Origin of the sequence: Planktophila warneckei (SeqCode), assembly GCF_965234675.1 — a bacterium.
Classification (GTDB): Bacteria; Actinomycetota; Actinomycetes; order Nanopelagicales; family Nanopelagicaceae; genus Planktophila; species Planktophila warneckei.
Window position 1 is genome coordinate 405,285 of record NZ_OZ248350.1, and the last position, 18,755, is coordinate 424,039.

Below are 18,755 nucleotides of genomic sequence, written 5' to 3' on the forward strand. Positions count from 1 at the left end.
GAACGGTACGGAAAACCCAACAGGATTTTTTAAGAAGACATGTTCCTCAACAGGAACTTAAAGGATTTGGTGCCATGGCGATTGAGCCTAAAACACCGCGCAAGCGTGCGGTTAAGAAAGCCTCTGCAAAAGCAGATGCTCCAGTTACAGAAATTCCAACGGTAACTGAAGAAAAGAAGACAACTCGTAAGAAGGCAGCGGCTATTCCAGTCCCTGTTTTCCAAGCAGCACCTGAAAAGCCAGCAGCCGCAGCAAAGCCTCGCAAGAAGGCTGCTGAGAAAAAGGAAGTTGCTGAAGTTGTAGAAAAGCCAGCAGCAGCTGAAACAGCAGCTGGGGATAGCGAAGAGCGCGGAAACCGTAACCGTCGTCGCCGTCGTGGTGGCCGCGGTCGTCGCAAGCCAGGTTCTGCAGAAGGCACAACAGAAAACAATGATGAGAATTCAAGTGAAGAGTCAACAGATGAGGAATCAGCTGAAGGCGCAACAACTACACGTCGTCGTCGTCGCCGTCGCGCGACTGGCGAAGGTGTAACACCGGGCGAGACCATTGAAGAAGATGGTGTCATCACAGTTGTAAAGGTTCGCGAAAAGCGTGAACGCCCAGAGCGTCCAGCACGTAACGATCGCAATGATCGTAACAACAACCGTAACCGTCGTGATCGCAATGATCGTTACGATCGCAATGATCGTGGTGGCCGCAGCGAGTACCGCGAGCCATATCGCAAGCGCGGAACAATCATTACCGATGGAGAGTTTTTAGCTCGTCGCGAAAATGTTGATCGCGAGATGTTGGTTCGTCAGATTGCAGACCGTACACAGATCGCTGTTATTGAAGATGGCGTCATGGTTGAGCACTATGTGAACCGCAATAGCAATCAGTCGTACGTTGGAAACGTGTACCTAGGTCGCGTACAAAATGTTCTTCCATCAATGGAAGCAGCATTCGTTGATATTGGTAAGGGTCGTAACGCTGTTCTGTACGCGGGTGAAGTTAATTGGGATGCCGCAGGTATTTCAGAGTCAGAGCCACGCAAGATTGAAACAGTATTAAAGACTGGCCAGCCAGTATTAGTACAGGTAACTAAGGATCCAATCGGTCAAAAGGGTGCACGTCTGACAAGCCAAATTTCATTGCCAGGACGTTACGTTGTTTATGTTCCAGGTGGCGGAATGTCAGGTATCTCAAAGCGTTTGCCTGAAGAAGAGCGCGCACGTTTGAAATCAATTTTGAAAAACCTAATCCCTGAAGAAGCTGGCGTGATTGTTCGTACAGCAGCAGAAGGTGTTAGCGAAGAGGATCTAACAAATGATGTTGCCCGCCTAAAGGCACAATGGGAAGACATTTATGCAAAGAGCCAGAACGCTAACTTCCATCCACCAGCCGCGTTGTATCAGGAGCCTGATCTAGCTGTTCGTGTTATCCGCGATATCTTCAATGAAGATTTCCGCAAGCTAACTGTTCAGGGTTCAACTGCATGGGATGAAGTTACAAACTACCTTGGCTTTATCGCACCAGAGTTAACACAGAAGATTGAGAAGTACACCGGAACCGGCGACTTGTTCGCAGACTTCCGCGTTGAAGAACAACTTGCTAAGGCTTTTGATCGCAAGGTGTATCTACCATCGGGTGGATCACTTGTTATCGATCGCACTGAAGCGATGGTTGTTATCGACGTTAACACCGGTAAGTTCATCGGTAAGGGTGGAAACCTCGAAGAGACTGTTACTAAGAACAACCTGGAAGCTGCAGAAGAGATTGCACGTCAGCTACGTCTTCGCGACTTAGGTGGAATTGTTGTAATCGACTTCATTGACATGATTCTTGAATCAAACCGTGAAGCTGTATTGCGTCGCTTGGTTGAATGTCTTGGTCGCGATCGCACAAAGCATCAGGTTGCAGAAGTAACTTCACTTGGTCTTGTTCAGATGACACGTAAGCGTGTTGGTCAGGGACTGATCGAAGCCTTCTCAACTACATGTGATTCATGTAGCGGACGTGGAATTCATATTCACATGGAGCCGGTAAAGATGAAGGCGCCAATGCCTCAGATCGATACCCCGTCATCACAGCATGAAGATGCTGATGAAAAGGATGCGACCGAGCATGAGTTTCATGAATCCTTGAACCAGGACACTGAGAAGCCAGCAGTAGAGGCTCCACAGGTCGAGGTAAAGGCTGGTGGCCGCAAGCGCCGCCGTGCATCATCCTCAGGCATCATTACCGCTTAACAGGAGCCCAATTTGAGCATAAGCGCTCTATTGGGTAGCCTTACCCCTCAACCTAAAGTTCGGAGAACTACGCACGTGGCAAACATTAAGTCTCAGATCAAGCGCATCAAGACCAACGAGAAGGCACGCCTTCGCAACAAGTCTGTGAGCTCTTCTATCAAGACCGCTGTCCGTAAGTTCCGTGACGCTGTAGCTGCAGGCGATGCTGCTGCGATCACTACTGAACTCCGCGCTGCTTCACAGTCACTGGATGTTGCAGTGCAAAAGGGTGTTCTTCACAAGAACTCAGCAGCAAATAAGAAGTCTTCAATGGCTAAGGCAGCTGCCAAAGCCGGCGCACGTTAATCCTTTTACTACTTTAAAGCGAGGCTAGGTTCATGCCTGCAATTTCACTTGCTAAGGCTCCGCAACCAGCAGCAACTAATCCGGCGCAGATTCGTAACTTCTGCATCATTGCTCACATTGATCACGGTAAATCAACACTTGCCGATCGTATGTTGGGCATTACCGAGGTTGTAGAAGCTCGCAATATGCGCGCACAGTATCTAGATCGCATGGATATTGAACGCGAACGCGGAATCACCATCAAATCTCAAGCAGTTCGTCTGCCATGGCGTTCATCATTAGATGGCCAGGAGTACATCCTGAACATGATCGATACACCGGGACACGTTGACTTTACTTACGAAGTATCGCGCTCGCTAGCAGCATGCGAAGGTGCAGTGCTTCTTGTTGATTGCGCACAAGGAATTGAAGCACAGACACTTGCAAATCTTTATCTTGCAATGGAAAACAATCTAACAATTATTCCTGTGCTCAATAAGATCGATCTACCAAACGCACAACCTGAAAAGTTTGCAGCAGAGCTTGCAAAGTTAATTGGTTGCCAACCAGAAGATTGCTTACGCGTTTCTGGAAAAACAGGCGATGGCGTTGCAGAATTACTTGATCAGATCGTTGCTCAAATTCCGGCACCCGTAGGGGATGCAAACGCTCCTGCACGTGCTTTGATCTTTGACTCTGTTTACGATTCTTATCGTGGAGTAGTTACATATGTACGCGTAGTTGATGGTCACCTGTCACCACGCGAACAGATTCAGATGTTCTCAACTGGTGTTCGACATGAAGCACTCGAAGTTGGCGTAATTTCTCCTGAACCAATTGCTTCTAAGGGTCTTGGCGTTGGCGAGGTAGGGTACTTAATTACAGGCGTAAAAGATGTTCGCCAATCACGCGTGGGTGACACAGTTACGACCTACAACAACCCAACAAAAGAAGCACTATCTGGCTACAAGGATCCAAAGCCAATGGTTTTCTCAGGCTTGTTCCCATTAGATGGTGCTGATTTTCCTATTCTTCGCGAAGCGCTAGATAAGTTGCAATTAAATGATGCTGCACTTGTTTATGAACCAGAAAGCTCAGCAGCACTTGGCTTTGGATTCCGTTGCGGCTTCTTAGGTCTGCTTCACATGGAAATTGTGCGCGAACGACTAGAGCGCGAACACAAGCTCAACCTTATTTCTACAGCACCAAACGTTGTATACAACGTAACGATGGATGATGGAAAGCAAGTACGCGTTACCAATCCTTCAGAATTTCCTGATGGCAAGGTAGCCGCAGTATTTGAGCCAATTGTTAAATCAACAATTCTTGCGCCATCTGAGTTCATCGGAACAATCATGGAGCTGTGTCAAGATCGTCGTGGCGTATTACTAGGCATGGATTACATTTCCGAAGATCGCGTTGAGATTCGTTATGACCTACCACTTGCTGAAATTGTTTTCGATTTCTTTGATCAGCTGAAGAGCCGTACAAAGGGTTACGCATCATTAGATTACGAAGAAAAGGGCGAAGCCGAGGGTAACTTGGTGAAGGTCGATATCTTGTTGCAGGGCGAAGCGGTTGATGCATTTAGCGCAATTGTTCACCGCGACAAGGCGTACACATATGGCGTAATGATGACTGGAAAACTTCGCGAACTTATTCCACGTCAGCAGTTTGAGGTTCCGATTCAGGCAGCTATTGGTGCTCGCATCATTGCTCGCGAAAGTATCCGTGCGATTCGCAAGGATGTTTTAGCTAAGTGTTACGGTGGAGATATTTCTCGTAAGCGTAAGCTTTTGGAAAAGCAAAAAGAGGGTAAGAAGCGCATGAAGATGGTGGGACGTGTTGAAGTTCCACAAGAAGCCTTCGTTGCAGCTCTTGCTACAGATGCCGATATTGAACAGATTAAGGCTGCGCGCAAAGCAGGGCAATGATGCTCTCTTTCTATGTACATATCCCGTACTGCATTAAGCGCTGCGGCTACTGTGATTTTAATACTTACACACCATCAGAGCTTCAAGATGGCGCAACTTTAGAGATCGTTAGCAATGATTACATCGATGCTGTTTTGCGCGAGCTAGCTGCTGCGCCAACAGATGAGGTACCAACCATTTTCTTTGGTGGCGGAACACCATCATTATTGCCAGCAGATGATTTAGGTCGAGTTATCGCTGCAATCAAGGAACGCAATGGTTTAGCTGCAAATTGCGAAGTAACGCTGGAGGCTAATCCAGATTCAGTAACAGCAGAAAAATTAGCTCGTTACCTAGAAGTTGGTTTCAACCGAATCTCATTTGGAATGCAATCAGCAAAGCCGCATGTGTTAGCCGCCCTTGATCGCACACATAATCCAGCTAATGTTGAAAAAGCGATCACGATGGCACGCGCAGCTGGATTTAAATCAATAAGCGTTGATCTAATTTATGGAACTCCGGGGGAGTCACTAGAAGATTGGCGCGAAACCGTTACAGCTGCACTTGCACTGGATATCGATCACATCAGCGCATATGCATTAATTGTTGAAACCGGTACAAAGCTTGCCGCACAAATCAAGCGCGGAGATTTAACTATGCCCAATGATGATTTGATGGCGGATATGTATTTGCTCGTTGATCAGATGTGCGAGCAGGCAGGCCTTTCTTGGTATGAACTTTCAAACTGGTCTAAGCCAGGTTATGAATGTCGCCACAACATCGCGTATTGGCAGAACAAAAATTGGTGGGGCCTTGGACCTGGCGCACATTCACATGTGGATGCAAAGCGTTTCTGGAACATTAAGCACCCAACTAGTTACAAGCAGAAGCTATTTGCCGGTGATTCACCAATTGCAGATAGCGAACAGTTAACAGCTGAACAGATGAAGGATGAAGCAATCTTGCTGGGAATCCGTATGCGAGAAGGCCTTCAGATTGATCTGCTTCAACCTCACCAACTTGAGGTATTGGCTGAGTATCGTCACAACGGTTTTGTTGAAATTAACGAGGATCGCGTGCTGTTGACCCCTGAGGGCCGCTTGATCGCAGATCGAATCGTGCGAGAAATAACTATCTAGTACCCTAAGCACAAATGTCATCACGTCGTCTTGAAATCCTCCGCGCAATTGTCGATGAGTACGTTGCGACCCAAGAACCTGTCGGCTCAAAAGCAATCGCTGAGCGACATGGTTTAGGAATTTCACCTGCCACGATTCGCAACGAGATGGCAGTCCTTGAGGATGAGGGTCTTATTACCCAGCCTCATACAAGCGCGGGACGCATCCCAACCGATCTTGGCTACCGAGTATTCGTCGATAAATTAGCAACTGTTAAGCCGTTGTCTCCAGCTGAACGTCGTGCGATTGAAACCTTCTTAGATGAAGCAAATAATCTTGAGCAGTTAATGAAGAGATCTGCGAAGTTGCTGGCAGATATCACTAAGCAGGTCGCGGTAATTACTTATCCAATTATTGGTGAAAATACAGGCAGCGAAAAAATGGCGATTTCAGGAACAGCTAACTTGGCACGTTCTGGCGAAGATTTAGGTTTAACCCTTTCACCGATTCTTGAAGCGTTAGAAGAGCAAGTTGTTTTAATGCGTTTGCTCGATGAGGCAAACTCAACGGTGCATGTTCGTATCGGTCGTGAACAGATTGAAACAAATCTGCAAACAACATCTTTAGTTTCAGTTGGTTACGGTGCAAATGCGGCTCAACTTGGTGCAGTTGGTGTGCTTGGACCTACACGTATGGATTACGCAGGATCAATTGCTGCAGTTGATGCGGTTGCTAGATATGTTGGACGATTCTTAATTGAGGGTGCATAAGTGGCTGATCATTACGATTCTTTAGGTGTAACAAAGGGTGCAACGGCCGATGAAATTAAAAAGGCGTACCGCAAACTTGCCCGCGAACTTCACCCAGATGTGAACCCTGACCCACAGGCGCAGGAAAAGTTTAAGGAAGTTACCGAGGCTTACGATGTTTTAAGCGATCCACAAAAGCGTCAGTCATATGACATGGGTGGCAGCAACTTCGGTGGTGGCTTTGGTGGAGCAAACTTTGGCGGCGGATTTAGCGACATCATGGATGCTTTCTTTGGTGGCGGGGGATCACGCGGACCACGTCCACGTACTCGTGCTGGACAAGATTCACTTATTCGAATTCAAGTAGATCTCAATGAAGCATGCTTTGGAACAGAGCGTGAATTAACCGTTGAATCGGCTGTTGTGTGTCCTAAGTGCACAGGTACTGGATGCCAAGATGGCGATCACCCAGAAACTTGTATGACATGTAAGGGCCGCGGAGAAACTCAACAAGTTGTTCGCTCTGTTATCGGTCAGGTAATGACATCTCGTCCTTGTAATGCATGCCAGGGATATGGCAGCGTAATTAAGAACCCTTGCCGTGAATGTGCTGGCGAAGGTCGCGTTCGGAGCCGTCAAACAATTGATGTGAAGATTCCTGCAGGTGTTGAAACAGGTAACAGAATTCAAATGTCAGGTCGCGGTGAAGTTGGTGCAGGTGGCGGCCCAGCTGGTGATCTCTATGTTGAAATCGTCGAAGAGCGCCACGAATACTTAGTTCGCGATGGCGATACTTTGCATATGTCACTAGAAATCAGCATGATCGCAGCAGCACTGGGCACAACGGTGACCGTTGAATCATTAGATGGTCCAGTTGATGTAACAGTCAAGCCAGGTACGCAAAGCGGCACACCAGTTGTAGTTAAGGGTAAGGGCATGACTCGTCTGCGTCGCGGTGATCGTGGAGACTTGATTATTCATGTTGAGGTTCAAACACCAACAAAGTTAAACAAAGAAGAGGAATCACTGCTTCGTAAGTTTGCCGAAGTCCGCGGCGAGAAGGCATCTGATGCCCACGTAAAGGGCCAAGATGGCTCAATCTTTAGCAAGCTCAAAGGTGTGTTCCACAAATAATGTTCACCTTATTTTTCGTAGATGATCTACCAACAACAGGTAGCTACGAGTTTGCTAATGAGGATGCAAACCATGCAATTCGTGTACTGCGCATGCAAGCAGGTGCAGAATTTATGCTCAGTGATGGCAAGGGATCGTGGTCGCAGGTAAAGGCAACCGAGGTTTCCAAGAAATCGATGCAGGTGCAGGTTATTGAATCAGGATTCCAAGAGCCGTTAGCCACAACAATTACCGTTGTGCAGGCACTTCCTAAGGGTGATCGCGCCAAGGAAGCGATTGAACTTTTAACCGAAGCTGGCGTTGATCGCATTGTTCCGTGGGCGTCATCACGCAGCATCGGTAAAGGCTCCGATAAGTTTGCAATTACTGCACGCGAGGCAAGTAAGCAATCTCGTCGTTTCAGAATTCCAGAGGTAACAGAAGTAGCTACAACTGCGCAGATCTGCGAAGCAATTAAAGTAAGCGATCTTGCGATTGCATTTCATGAAAGCGCACAAGGCAAACTGTCAGATCAAGTTTCATCACACAATGTGCAAAATCTCTTAATTATTATTGGTCCCGAAGGTGGCTTAACTGATGAAGAGCTTGCAGCATTTCAAGCAGCAGGTGCGAAAGTTGCGCTTATGGGACGCCCAATCTTGCGTTCGGCACATGCAGGAATTGCTGCAGTATCGGCTGTTTCTGCACTTTTAAAGGTATGGTAATTACGTGGCTTTAGATCCCAACTGCATCTTCTGCAAGATTATTGAAGGTGAAATCCCTGCCGATATAGTTTTTCGAAATCACAACGTTGTCGGCTTTAATGATCTAAACCCTCAAGCACCTACACATGTGTTGTTAGTTCCAACTTTGCACACCGAAAACGCTGCTGGAGTTGCTCGCAATAGCGCGACCATCACCGCAGACCTTTTCTTGGCTGCCGATGAGATCGCCAAGAAACGTGGCCTGAACGGCTACAGAACTGTTTTTAACACCGGGGAAGAGGCCGGTCAGAGCGTTTTCCACGCTCATCTGCATCTATTGGGCGGGCGTCCAATGGCATGGCCACCCGGTTAAAGATAGATTTACCCGCATATGGAGCGAACGCTGATCACCGTACCTAACGCAATTCCGATGGTTGCTGTTGTAGGTCCGCATGATGACAATCTACGAGTTATTGAAGCGGCATTCCCTTCAGTAAACATAACTGTGCGCGGCAATGAAATTACTTTGCGCGGACCACACATTGATTGCGCAAAGCTAGAAAACCTATTCAACGAGCTAATGGTTGTTATTCGCAGCGGCAATATCTTGAATGTTGATGCTGTTAACCGCGCAATCGAAATGCTTGAACATGAACCTGTAGATCATCCTGCAGAGGTTATGTCGCTAAACATCGTAAGCAACCGTGGTCGCACAATTAGACCAAAGACTGCAAATCAAAAGCGCTATGTAGATGCGATTGAAGATCACACAATTACCTTTGGAATTGGACCAGCAGGTACCGGTAAGACTTACCTTGCAATGGCGATGGCCGTTGCTGCGCTGCAAGCAAAGAAGATCAACAGAATTATCTTGACCCGTCCTGCCGTTGAAGCAGGGGAGCACCTAGGTTTCTTGCCCGGAACTTTAAGCGAGAAGATCGATCCATACCTGCGCCCATTATTTGATGCGCTGCATGACATGATCGATATTGATTCGATTCCACGTTTGATGCAATCAGGAATTATCGAAGTAGCACCGCTTGCTTACATGCGCGGTCGCACACTAAATGATGCCTTTGTTATCTTGGATGAAGCGCAGAACACAACACCTGAACAGATGAAGATGTTCTTAACCCGTTTAGGTTTTGGCTCAAAGATGGTTGTTACAGGCGATGTAACTCAGATTGATCTACCTGGTGGCCAGCATTCAGGGCTAAAGGTTGTGCGCGATATCTTGAAGGATATTGATGACATCGCATTCCTTGAGCTAACCGCTGAAGATGTTGTTCGCCACCGTTTGATCGGCGACATTGTTAAGGCCTACGACAAGTTTGATGAAGCCAAGCAAGCATTGCGAACAATCCGCCAGCAATGACAATTGAGGTAACAAACACTTCAGGGCAGTTAGTTCCGGCCGCTGAAATAACTTCACTCATGACCTTTGCGTTGTTGGCGCTGGATTTAAACCCTGAATGCGAAATCAATGTGTCCTTTGTGGATGATGATTACATGACTGAGCTTCACATTAAGTGGATGGATGAGCCTGGTACTACCGATGTACTTTCATTTCCAATGGATATGCCAGAAACAGAAGGTGAAGCTGTGACCTTAGGCGATATCGTGATTAGCCCTGTTGTTGCTGCAGCTCAAGCGTTAAAGCAAGGGCATTCAACTGAACACGAGATCTATATTTTGGCTGCACACGGCTTGCTGCACATCATTGGGCATGATCATGCAGATCCTGCAGAAGAAAAAGTGATGTTTGCACTGCAAGAAAAGATTGTTAGCGATTGGCAGAAAGGCATATGAGCCCCTTAGCTATTTTTAGCATTGTCATCCTACTTGTCTTTGCAGGATTTCTTGCAGCATCTGAATCAGCGTTAACTTCGATCTCTCGAGTCGTAATTGATGAACTAGAAGGCAAGCGCGGGGGAGCGTTGCTGCGTAAGTACAGCGCACAGCCTGCCCGCTATCTGAATGTAATTTTGTTGGTTCGCAAGCTGTGCGAGTTCACCGCAACTGTTTTATTAGCCGTTATTTTGCTCCGTAATTATTCAAGCGCTCAAGCAATGGCACTGACAGTGGCGATCATGGTTGTGCTCTCATATGTAGTTGTTGGAGTTGGCCCACGTACCTTGGGTAAGCAACAACCACATAAGTACGCCCGTTACGGAATAATCGTTGCTTACGGAATGGCTTTTCTATTAGGACCGGTAACTAAGCTGCTGATTTCAGTGGGTAATGCGTTAACTCCGGGTAAGGGATTTAGATCTGGTCCATTTACATCTGAAGCAGAGCTACGTGACCTAGTAGATCAAGCGCATGAACGCGGACTTGTGGAATCAGATGAGCACGAGATGATTCACTCAGTATTTGAATTAGGTGACACATTGGTACGCGAACTTATGGTTCCGCGCACAGATATGGTGTGGGTTGAAAAAGATAAGACGCTGCGTCAAGGACTTTCACTTGCACTGCGAAGCGGTTATTCGCGTATCCCTGTAATTGGCGATGGCATCGACAACATTGTGGGCATTGTGTATGTAAAGGATCTTGCAAAGCGCGTGCTTGATCACCACGAAGCTGAGCAATCTGAAACTATTGAAAAGCACATGCGCCCTGCCAACTTTGTTCCTGAAATCAAAATGGCTGATGATCTGCTCAAAGAGATGCAGAAGAACCAGATTCACCTTGCAATCGTTGTTGATGAATACGGCGGAACAGCTGGAATTATCACTATTGAAGACATCATCGAAGAGATCGTTGGCGAGATCGAAGATGAGTTTGATGATGGCGAAGAAGAGTTCACCTGGTTATCTGCCGATAAGGCGCGTGCAAAAGCCACGCTACATATTGAAGATTTAGCAGATGAGTTAAAGATTGAGATCGAGAAAAGCGATTACGAAGATATCGACAGTATCGGTGGATTAATGGCTCAAAAGTTAGGCCGTGTACCAATCGCAGGTTCCACAATTTCGTGGAATGGCTGGGCTATTACTTCAGAGCGCCCACAAGGTCGTCGTCGCAGAATTTCATCGGTATTAGTTGAGCGTCTAGTAGAAGAGATTGAAGACGCCGAGTAACTAGTAGAATGCTCCAATGCGTATCGTTCGATTCACCCCAGGACCAGATGCCGGCTTAGGCCAAGATCCTCTCTTTGGCGTCCTAGAAGATGATGCAACTGTCAGCATTATTAGCGGTGATCCGATCTATTCCGGAATTCAAAAAACTGCTGCAAAGATCGAACTGAACAAGGTTCGCCTGCTTGCTCCAATCATCCCTAGATCAAAGGTCGTCTGCATCGGCAAGAACTACGCAGATCACGCCGCTGAAATGGGCGGAGTTGTTCCAGAAGAGCCAATCATTTTCTTGAAGCCCAACACATCTGTAATCGGTCCTAATGACACCATCGTGTGGCCAGATATGTCAGAGCGCGTTGATCATGAAGCAGAGCTTGCCATTGTTATTGGACGTATTTGCAAAGATGTTCCAAAGGAGCGCGTTAACGATGTGATCTTTGGTTACACAATTGCAAATGATGTAACTGCTCGCGATCTTCAAAAGAAGGATGGTCAGTGGACACGTGCAAAGGGCTTTGACACCTTCTGCCCAATTGGTCCTTGGGTTGATACAGATTTCATTCCTGGAACACAAAAAATCACAGCAACTATTGCTGGTGAAGTAAAGCAATCTGCTCAGATCAGCGACATGATCTTTGATGTTCCAACGATTATTAACTTTGTTTCACGAGTTATGACACTGTTGCCCGGCGACATTATCTTGACCGGAACACCTGCAGGCATTGGCCCAATGGTTGTTGGAGAAAAGGCCACCATGGCTATTGAAGGACTTGGCGAACTAACTAATAAGGTGGCGGCGAAGTAAATGGCAAATAAGGTAAAGGTTCGTTTCGCGCCATCACCAACTGGTGATCTGCACGTCGGAAATATCCGTACCGCGCTCTTTGATTGGGCTTACGCTCGTCATACAGGCGGCACCTTCTTATTCCGTATTGAAGACACTGATACAACCCGCGTAACAGATGAGTACATCAACGCTGCGATCGATACCTTGAAGTGGCTTGGACTTGATTGGGATGAGGGTCCAGAAGTTGGCGGCGACAACGGCCCATACCTGCAATCACAACGTCTAGATATTTACGCAACTTGGGCACAAAAGTTCTTAGATCAAAAGGATGCGTATCACTGCTACTGCTCACCAGATGAGCTAGAAGCTGTGCGCGAAGCACAACGCAAAGCCAATGTTGCACCTGGATATAACGGACATTGCCGCGAACTAACCGCTGAACAAATCGCTGCTTATAAGGCGCAAGGACGTGAAGCGGTAGTCCGCATGCGTATGCCTGATGGCAGCACAACATTTACAGATTTAATCCGCGGAGATGTGACCTTTGATCACAACTTTGTTCCTGACTTTGTTTTAGTCCGCGCTGATGGCTCACCTCTGTACACACTTGCTGTTGCAGTAGATGACATCATGATGAAGGTGACCCATATTCTTCGTGGAGAAGATTTATTATCATCGACTCCTCGCCAGATTCGCGTATACCAAGCGATGGGCGTAAAGCTTGAGGATTACCCAGTCTTTGCTCACCTTCCATTTGTGATGGGCCAGGACAACGCAAAGCTTTCAAAGCGCAATGGTGAAGTTTCAATCGCGTGGTATCGCGAAATGGGATTCTTGCCAGAGGCGATCTGTAACTACTTAGCTCTATTGGGTTGGTCTCCAGGTGATGATCTAGAAAACATCACAATGAAGCAGCTAACTGAAATGTTTACAGTTGAAAAGGTTCATTCATCACCAGCGCGCTTTGACATGAAGAAGCTGGAAGCGATTAACGGCGACAAGATCCGCGCTCTGACTTTGGATGAGTTTCTGAAGTGGTCTCTGCCCTTCTTAACTAAGGCAGATGTCATCACAGGTACAGATGCTGAAATCGAATTGGTGAAGAAGGCTCTGCCTTTGATCCAAGAGCGCATCATTATGTTGAACGAAGTTCCCAAGATGCTCAAGTTCCTGTTTACCAAGAACTTTGCCGTTGATGCTGAATCTGTTTCAAAGATTGCAGATGAGGGATCTAAGGAGATTCTGAAGCGTTCCATCAAGGAGCTCGAAACTGTTAGCGACTGGACTCATGCAAATATCGAAGCGGTTCTACGAGCTTCGCTGATTGAAGAGCTGGCGTTAAAGCCACGCATCGCTTTCACAGCGCTTCGTATCGCGACTACTGGCAGCACTATTTCGCCACCGCTATTTGAATCAATGGAATTACTGGGTAAAGAGGCCTGTTTGCTGCGTATTAACGCGGGATTGGCGCTGTAAAACCGCTGGTATTCTTTGCCATTGCAGTACGAAGCGTAAAAGCTTTGGGGTATGGGGTAATTGGCAGCCCTGCTGATTCTGGTTCAGTAAGTCTAGGTTCGAGTCCTGGTACCCCAGCGCAGTACCGTTTAAGAAATTGAAAGCCGAAGGCGATCAATTTTGAAAATACTAGGGCCCCGTCGTCTAGCGGCCTAGGACTCTGGCTTCTCAAGCCAGCTACGAGGGTTCGAATCCCTTCGGGGCTACCACTGATATCTCTCTTCTCACAGGTAAAAATGCGAGAAGAGAGATTTTTGTTTTACTGCACGCGATAGATTTACGACATGCGAGTTATTAATACAGAACAACTAAAAAGCATTCTCGCCAATCTTCCAAGCAATCCACGCATTATTGCCTCAGGTAATTTCTCAACACCAAAGACCTTGTTGGCAATTGCTGATGAAGTTATCCCAGAGTTCAAGCTTCATATGCTCAACGCTCATGGCGATGGAATTCCTGATCGCGAAGGCATCACCTACGAGACCGCATTTGTGGGCCCAAAGATGCGCAACCATCCTCGCCTTGAATACATCCCATCACGTCTTTCATTACTGCCGGTTTTAATCAGAAACTTTTATCGCCCCGATGTTGTTTTTATTCACACCTCAGAACAACGCTTTGACACTGTAAGTCTTGGAACAGAAGTTAATATCTTGCCTCGTGCGATTGAAACGGCACGCGCACACGGGGGATTGGTTATTGCGCAATCCAACAAGCAGATGCCGTACACATATGGTGATTCACAGATCTATGACAGCGAGATCGATTACTTAGTTGAAGTTGATGAACCGCTACAAGAAAAGCCAGCAACTGAGATCTCAGATATTCAGGCAGAGATCGGAAATCGCATTGCAGCGTTAGTAGAAGATCATTCAACACTTCAGCTTGGAATTGGTGGAGTGCCAGATGCCGTACTTATGGCGCTTAAGCACCGCAAGGGTTTGCGAATCTGGACTGAGATGTTTTCTGATGGCGTGCTTGAGCTTTCAAAAGCTGGCACCTTAGATGATGAAGTTTTGATCACCGCATCATTTATCTTTGGTAGCCAAGAGCTGTATCAATGGCTTGATCTGAACAAAAAGGTGCGCATGCTTCGCACCGAACGCACAAATGACCCAAGCCAGATCGCACGCCAAGCAAAGATGACATCAATTAACAGTGCACTTGAAGTAGATCTCTTTGATCAAGCAAACGCCAGCCATGTTCGCGGAAAGATCTATAGTGGCTTTGGTGGATCAACGGATTTCATCGTTGGCGCACTGCATAGTCGAGGCGGACAATCCTTTGTCGCTCTTCCTTCATGGCATCCAAAGGCCAATGTTTCAACGATCGTTCCTAGATTGCAGGCAAATGTCACCCACTTCCAGCATTCATATGTTGTTACCGAGCAAGGTGTAGCTGCCTGCTTTGGCCACAGCCAAACAGCTCAAGCGGTAAACATCATTAAGAACGCCGCCCACCCTTCAGTTCGCGAAGAGTTAACGGCAAAGGCTGCGGAATACGGGCTTCTGTAAGTAAGGGTCAGTACTCTTATTCCATGTTCGCATTTGATCTTAAGCACTTGTTCTTTGGTCTCTTCGCTGGTTTGTGCGCCTATATTTTTGGTCGCCGAGTTTTGCCATGGATGTTGTTGGGTTATGTCGGAACTTTTTGGGTGTTACTAGCGTTGATGTTGTCACCAAAGAAGACTCGCACTCCGTTAAAAGAGTGGAATCCAATTACTGAATTAAAGCCCCGCCCAAAGCAATAGGGGAGGCGCATCCTGTCGTAGATTATTTGCGATCCAGGTTGCACCATCTAAGTTATCTCCAGCTGATTTCACGATAACTGCATTAGGAAGTTTCGCATTTATTTCAAGTGCAATCTTTGTTGCATACGTTGCATTACGTGCAGGGCCGCCTTGAATAACAATCTCTGGTGAGTCAGCCTTTGTTCCACCACAGCCGTACCAGGTTGCAACAACTGTTTGAGCAAGCAAGTAAGCGCCTTCATCAACAATTGCCGTTGCTGTAGAAACACCGGCATCTGCAGCATCCAAAACCTTTTTGGCTGTTCTGATCGCAAGGGTTGCTGCTTCAGCATTGTTCTTTACCTCTAAGGCATCGAAAGCTGCGCACTCTGCGGCGAAGTAATCCAACATCTCTTGGTCATCTCCGCGACCTTGGCGAATTCCCAATGCTTTAGTGATCGCTAATTTTCCGAGCCAAAAGCCACCACCTTCATCACCAAAGGTGCTACCTAGGCCATCGCGGTGTGCGAACTTTCCTTCATTTCCGCCAACAGAAACAACTCCACCGCCAATTGAAAGCACAACACCATTGCGGCCATTTAATGCGCCTACAAAACCTGCAAATCCATCATCAATCACTGCAACCTTTGTTGCACCAAAGTACTGGGCACATAATTCGCCGAAGCTTTCTGGATTTTGTACAACGCCATTAAAGCCAGTGCAGGACAATGAAACGACATCGGCGGTTAACTTTTCAATTGATTCAAAGATCGCCTTAAATGAAGCTAAGGGTGCCTCGCCAACTAACTTGCCGCGGTCGCTAGTAATTAATAAATCACCCTGCTTAATACGGCAGCCGGATTGGCCTAAATCGACGGCTAGCACTTCTTCATTTGCCATAGCGTGAGGATACTTGAAGCGGTGTGGGAAGATAAGCACATGAGCAACTTAGGCGCGATTATGGCTTCTGAAATTGCCGAAACCCCAAAGGTTTTCAAGGCGATCTTAGATAACAAGGATTCATTCAATTCGGTAAAGAATGTTTTAGTGGATCAGAAGATTCAATCTGTCCTGATCTTGGCTCGCGGCACATCAGATAACGCTGCGCACTATTTGAAGTACTTAATTGAAACTCAGATCGGTTTGCCTGTAGGACTTACTTCGCCATCATCTGTAACTGTCTATGGTTCAGAGCTGAAGTACTCAAACACATTGATCGTCGCAATTTCTCAAAGCGGACAATCACCAGACCTAGTTAAGTTTGCAACCGCTGCTCGACAGGCAAATGCCTATGTAATCGCTATGACTAATGATGATTCATCACCGCTGGCAACTGTGGCTCACAACCACTTCTCGCTACTTGCTGGTCCTGAGCTAGCTGTTGCTGCAACGAAGTCTTACAACGCTCAGCTACTGATTTCATACCTGTTAGTTGCTGCTTGGACTGGAAAGTCAGTAAATGCCGAACAAATAATTAGTGAAGCAACTCGTTTGGCAGGAACTTCTGACTTAGTGTCAAAGGCGGTTACAGCCGCTACCCGTAACAATGAAGTTGTCATCCTTGGTCGTGGATTTGCATATCCAAATGCTCGTGAAGCAGCGCTTAAGATTCAAGAGACCTGCAAAATCTCAGTTCAGGGGCTTTCGACCGCTGATTACCTACATGGTCCAATTTCTGCGTTAACTGAGGAAACTCAAGTATTTATCGTTGCTCCATCACATATGCCAGCGGCCTCAATTACTGAAGCGGTTGTAAAGATTCGCGCAACTAATCCTCGTATCTTTTGGATTGGAAATGGCGGCACACCTTCTGGTGATGACATCGTTCTTGCAGGCTCAAACTGTGATGATGAGATTACTTCGACAATTGTTGATGCCATTGTGTTGCAGCGATTTGCTTTGGAGTTTGCGGTTGCATCGGGATATGACCCAGATGCACCAGTTGGGCTTTCTAAAGTTACTTTGACTAACTAATTACTGTTACAGATTGTGTAGCGCTGTTGTAGCTCAGTAAATCAGCGCGCATCCCAACAGCGATACTTCCGCGATCCGGCAAACCCAATGCCCGTGCAGGATTGGTTGAACTCATTAAAACTGCTTGAGGAATTGATACCCCACATTGCTTGATCGCATTATTAAAGGATTGGTCCATAGTTAAAGTGCTTCCGGCAAGCGCATTATTACTTGTTAATCGAGCTACAGAGTTTTCAACCTTTACTTCAAGTTTCCCGATTGCATATGAGCCATCTCCGGCGCCAGCTGCAGCCATTGCATCAGTTACTAGGACAACTCGATTTCCGATTGCCTGGATTACTTCTGCGGCGGTCGTGAATGGAACATGGTGGCCATCAAGAATAAGTTCAACAGATAAGCGCTCATCAACTAACACAAATGAGGAGATGCTGCCTTCTACCTTTTCCTTGCTCATGGCATTTAGGAAGTGCGTTACAACTGTTGCACCTGCATTTGTTCCAGCAGCCGCATCCTTGAAATCTCCATTTGTATGACCGATACCAACCTTTACGCCTGCAGCACCTAAGTACTTAATGGCTTCAATTGCACTGGGGAGTTCTGGAGCGATCGTGATCATTGCGATCGCACCTGCCGCTAATTCAAGCAATTCTCTGATTTCAGCTACATCTGGGTTTACCAAAAGTGTGGGCTCATGTGCACCACAACGAGCATGTGAAAGGTATGGACCCTCAAGGTGAATTCCAAGAATTTGTCCTGATTTATAGAAAGGAACGAGAGCACTAATTTGAGCCTTTAAATCATCAATACTTTCTGTAACAAGCGAGGCAACGATTCCCGTTGTTCCATGGTTACGGTGAATTGCGATGACCTCTGAGATCTTTGATGCATGTGAAAAATATGAACCCGCTCCACCATGACAATGAATGTCAATGAAACCAGGGATTAACACTCCGGTAATCGATTGATCAGGGGCGGGATAAACACCATGATTAATTGAAGTAATTAGGCCATCAGTAATTTCAAGCCATACAGATTCAGTTAACTTGCCTTCAACTACAGCTTGTTCAGCCTGAATGATCACAGGCTTATCTTAACTTGATTAGCGAAGAGCCAGTGGCACCAGGTTTGTGTCGTTGTACAGATGCCATTGGATATTGCATACCTGCGCTGGATGATCTAAATCCTCACCCTTCCAACTATCTGTGGCACCTTCAAACTCGTAATTTCTTAACACGTGGTGGTGGAAACCATCTGTATGGATAAACCATTCCTCCCACGTGATATCACTAGTTGGCGCGTCAATGGGATGAAGATGAAGCACCCCGTAATGAATAACTGAATTCGGCATCCAGGTGAACTGCATTCCCTCGAAAGGGTTTGTCTCTGATGTGCAGTTAATCAATGGATTTAGGAAGGTGTCCTCGAAGCTGATTTCAAACTCTTTGCAGACGCTCTCCATATTGAGTTCATCCCAACGGGCGTAAATCTCTCTCTTCCAGCCTTCAAACTGCAAAGCCATGA

At 46.7% G+C, this 18,755-nt stretch carries 19 protein-coding genes and 2 tRNA genes; 18 read left to right on the plus strand and 3 right to left on the minus strand.

The features are described from left to right. Window positions 1–74 precede the first annotated feature (74 nt). From AC8GFU_RS02245 to AC8GFU_RS02325, 17 genes are all read left to right on the plus strand, one after another. Complete coding sequence (locus tag AC8GFU_RS02245; protein ID WP_506626878.1) at window positions 75–2,228, plus strand: Rne/Rng family ribonuclease; 2,154 nt, start codon at window positions 75–77, stop codon at window positions 2,226–2,228. Window positions 2,229–2,303: 75 nt separating this feature from the next. Continuing rightward, window positions 2,304–2,573 (plus strand): 30S ribosomal protein S20, encoded by a 270-nt coding sequence (gene rpsT, locus AC8GFU_RS02250; RefSeq protein WP_506626879.1) that lies wholly within the window; start codon window positions 2,304–2,306, stop codon window positions 2,571–2,573. Window positions 2,574–2,605: 32 nt separating this feature from the next. Further along, window positions 2,606–4,486 carry a translation elongation factor 4 gene (gene lepA, locus AC8GFU_RS02255; protein ID WP_506626880.1) on the plus strand — a complete coding sequence of 627 codons (1,881 nt, stop codon included), beginning with the start codon at window positions 2,606–2,608 and terminating at the stop codon, window positions 4,484–4,486. After that, on the plus strand, window positions 4,483–5,604 hold the full coding sequence (hemW, locus tag AC8GFU_RS02260; protein WP_506626881.1) for a radical SAM family heme chaperone HemW: 1,122 nt from the start codon (window positions 4,483–4,485) through the stop codon (window positions 5,602–5,604). The genes lepA and hemW overlap by 4 nt, the downstream gene beginning before the upstream one ends. A gap of 14 nt (window positions 5,605–5,618) precedes the next feature. Then, window positions 5,619–6,353, plus strand: a complete 735-nt coding sequence (locus tag AC8GFU_RS02265; protein WP_506626882.1) for an HrcA family transcriptional regulator — start codon at window positions 5,619–5,621, stop codon at window positions 6,351–6,353. Next, window positions 6,354–7,466, plus strand: a complete 1,113-nt coding sequence (gene dnaJ, locus AC8GFU_RS02270; protein WP_506626883.1) for a molecular chaperone DnaJ — start codon at window positions 6,354–6,356, stop codon at window positions 7,464–7,466. Next, a complete protein-coding gene (locus AC8GFU_RS02275; RefSeq protein WP_506626884.1) occupies window positions 7,466–8,170 on the plus strand; it encodes a 16S rRNA (uracil(1498)-N(3))-methyltransferase in 705 nt (234 codons plus the stop codon). The genes dnaJ and AC8GFU_RS02275 overlap by 1 nt, the downstream gene beginning before the upstream one ends. 4 nt (window positions 8,171–8,174) lie before the next feature. Continuing rightward, on the plus strand, window positions 8,175–8,522 hold the full coding sequence (locus AC8GFU_RS02280) for a histidine triad nucleotide-binding protein (RefSeq protein ID WP_506626885.1): 348 nt from the start codon (window positions 8,175–8,177) through the stop codon (window positions 8,520–8,522). Window positions 8,523–8,540: 18 nt separating this feature from the next. Continuing rightward, window positions 8,541–9,524 carry a PhoH family protein gene (locus tag AC8GFU_RS02285; protein WP_506626886.1) on the plus strand — a complete coding sequence of 328 codons (984 nt, stop codon included), beginning with the start codon at window positions 8,541–8,543 and terminating at the stop codon, window positions 9,522–9,524. Continuing rightward, window positions 9,521–9,958, plus strand: a complete 438-nt coding sequence (gene ybeY, locus AC8GFU_RS02290) for an rRNA maturation RNase YbeY (RefSeq protein WP_506626887.1) — start codon at window positions 9,521–9,523, stop codon at window positions 9,956–9,958. Before AC8GFU_RS02285 ends, ybeY begins: the two co-directional genes overlap by 4 nt. After that, window positions 9,955–11,232: a hemolysin family protein gene (locus AC8GFU_RS02295; RefSeq protein ID WP_506626888.1), complete on the plus strand. Its 1,278-nt coding sequence runs from the start codon at window positions 9,955–9,957 to the stop codon at window positions 11,230–11,232. The genes ybeY and AC8GFU_RS02295 overlap by 4 nt, the downstream gene beginning before the upstream one ends. Before the next feature lie 16 nt (window positions 11,233–11,248). Further along, window positions 11,249–12,034 carry a fumarylacetoacetate hydrolase family protein gene (locus AC8GFU_RS02300; protein WP_506626889.1) on the plus strand — a complete coding sequence of 262 codons (786 nt, stop codon included), beginning with the start codon at window positions 11,249–11,251 and terminating at the stop codon, window positions 12,032–12,034. Continuing rightward, a complete protein-coding gene (gene gltX, locus AC8GFU_RS02305) occupies window positions 12,035–13,492 on the plus strand; it encodes a glutamate--tRNA ligase (RefSeq protein WP_506626890.1) in 1,458 nt (485 codons plus the stop codon). Window positions 13,493–13,537: 45 nt separating this feature from the next. Further along, a tRNA-Gln gene (locus AC8GFU_RS02310) sits at window positions 13,538–13,609 on the plus strand. A 55-nt stretch (window positions 13,610–13,664) separates the two neighbouring features. After that, window positions 13,665–13,740, plus strand: a tRNA-Glu gene (locus AC8GFU_RS02315). Window positions 13,741–13,815: 75 nt separating this feature from the next. Further along, window positions 13,816–15,045 (plus strand): acetyl-CoA hydrolase/transferase family protein, encoded by a 1,230-nt coding sequence (locus tag AC8GFU_RS02320; RefSeq protein ID WP_506626891.1) that lies wholly within the window; start codon window positions 13,816–13,818, stop codon window positions 15,043–15,045. A gap of 23 nt (window positions 15,046–15,068) precedes the next feature. Beyond that, the gene (locus AC8GFU_RS02325) at window positions 15,069–15,281 is read left to right on the plus strand and encodes a hypothetical protein (RefSeq protein ID WP_506626892.1); all 213 of its coding nucleotides are present in this window, start codon (window positions 15,069–15,071) and stop codon (window positions 15,279–15,281) included. Here the strand turns inward: AC8GFU_RS02325 and AC8GFU_RS02330 are convergent. Next, entirely contained in the window at window positions 15,258–16,160 is a 903-nt protein-coding gene (locus AC8GFU_RS02330) for a BadF/BadG/BcrA/BcrD ATPase family protein (protein ID WP_506626893.1), read from the minus strand. The genes AC8GFU_RS02325 and AC8GFU_RS02330 overlap by 24 nt on opposite strands. Window positions 16,161–16,199: 39 nt before the next feature. Between AC8GFU_RS02330 and AC8GFU_RS02335 the strand changes: the two genes are divergently transcribed. Then, the gene (locus tag AC8GFU_RS02335) at window positions 16,200–17,234 is read left to right on the plus strand and encodes an SIS domain-containing protein (RefSeq protein WP_506626894.1); all 1,035 of its coding nucleotides are present in this window, start codon (window positions 16,200–16,202) and stop codon (window positions 17,232–17,234) included. Here AC8GFU_RS02335 and nagA read toward each other — a convergent pair. Both nagA and AC8GFU_RS02345 read right to left on the minus strand, forming a co-directional pair. Beyond that, the gene (nagA, locus tag AC8GFU_RS02340) at window positions 17,227–18,315 is read right to left on the minus strand and encodes an N-acetylglucosamine-6-phosphate deacetylase (protein ID WP_506626895.1); all 1,089 of its coding nucleotides are present in this window, start codon (window positions 18,313–18,315) and stop codon (window positions 17,227–17,229) included. The genes AC8GFU_RS02335 and nagA overlap by 8 nt on opposite strands. An 18-nt stretch (window positions 18,316–18,333) precedes the next feature. Next, window positions 18,334–18,753 (minus strand): hypothetical protein, encoded by a 420-nt coding sequence (locus tag AC8GFU_RS02345; RefSeq protein WP_506626896.1) that lies wholly within the window; start codon window positions 18,751–18,753, stop codon window positions 18,334–18,336. Window positions 18,754–18,755 lie beyond the last annotated feature (2 nt).